This window comes from Agrobacterium sp. K11 (assembly GCF_059429395.1).
In genome coordinates this window covers 1-732 of record NZ_JCAHRB010000051.1, presented here as the reverse complement: position 1 = coordinate 732, position 732 = coordinate 1, and the positions used below count along the sequence as shown (strand labels likewise).

Below are 732 nucleotides of genomic sequence, written 5' to 3'. Positions count from 1 at the left end.
CCTAAGAATCTCATCCAGATTGTCGCCAGCGTCTCATCCTGATTGCCGCGCTACACGGTGACCGATGCGCTCGAAACGGCCAAGGCGCTTGATGTCGAGATGGATCAGGCCACCCGGCTCGGCATATTCATAGCGCATGACAGGTTCCGCCGGAACGATATCCTTCATCCGGGATAGACCAGCCCGCCTGAGAACGCGGCTGACGGTGGCGGGAGATACGCCGGTCTCCATGGCAATGTGCTTGCCGGTCAGGCGTTGTCTGCGAAGATGGAGGATCCGTTCGATAACGCCGCCATTCGTCTGTCTCGGACTGCTGGCAGGTCGCGATGAGCGATCCATCATCGCCGCCCGGCCCAATGCTTTGAACCGTTCCGCCCAGCGAGAAACGATCTTCAGCGAAACACCGTAGAGCAGGGCCGCCTGGGCTTTCGAAAGCTTGCCGCCAAGAACAGCGGCAGCCATTTCTTCTCGACGCAATGGCGTCAGTCGGGCATTCTTATGGATGTTCATTCGGGGCGATCCTGGATGACTGAGGTGTGGTAACTCCAGTCTCCTAAATCCGCTCCGAATGGACAACCTAATGAAAGCTCACAACTAGAGCGGCTTGGCTATGGACATCCGGCCTTGCGGACTTCGTGAGGAGGAGGCGTGCTCCTATCGAGCGCCAACTGTAAAAGGTAAGCGCGAATTTCTGTGCACCTTTTGAAGCGCAGTGCTCTGATGCATGAAGTG

General features: G+C 57.4%; 1 pseudogene. It reads right to left on the bottom strand.

Annotated elements, in window-relative coordinates:
- Nucleotides 1-51: 51 nt before the first annotated feature.
- Nucleotides 52-510 (bottom strand): annotated as a pseudogene (locus AC5SEO_RS26900) (leucine zipper domain-containing protein); the annotation flags it as partial.
- Nucleotides 511-732 lie beyond the last annotated feature (222 nt).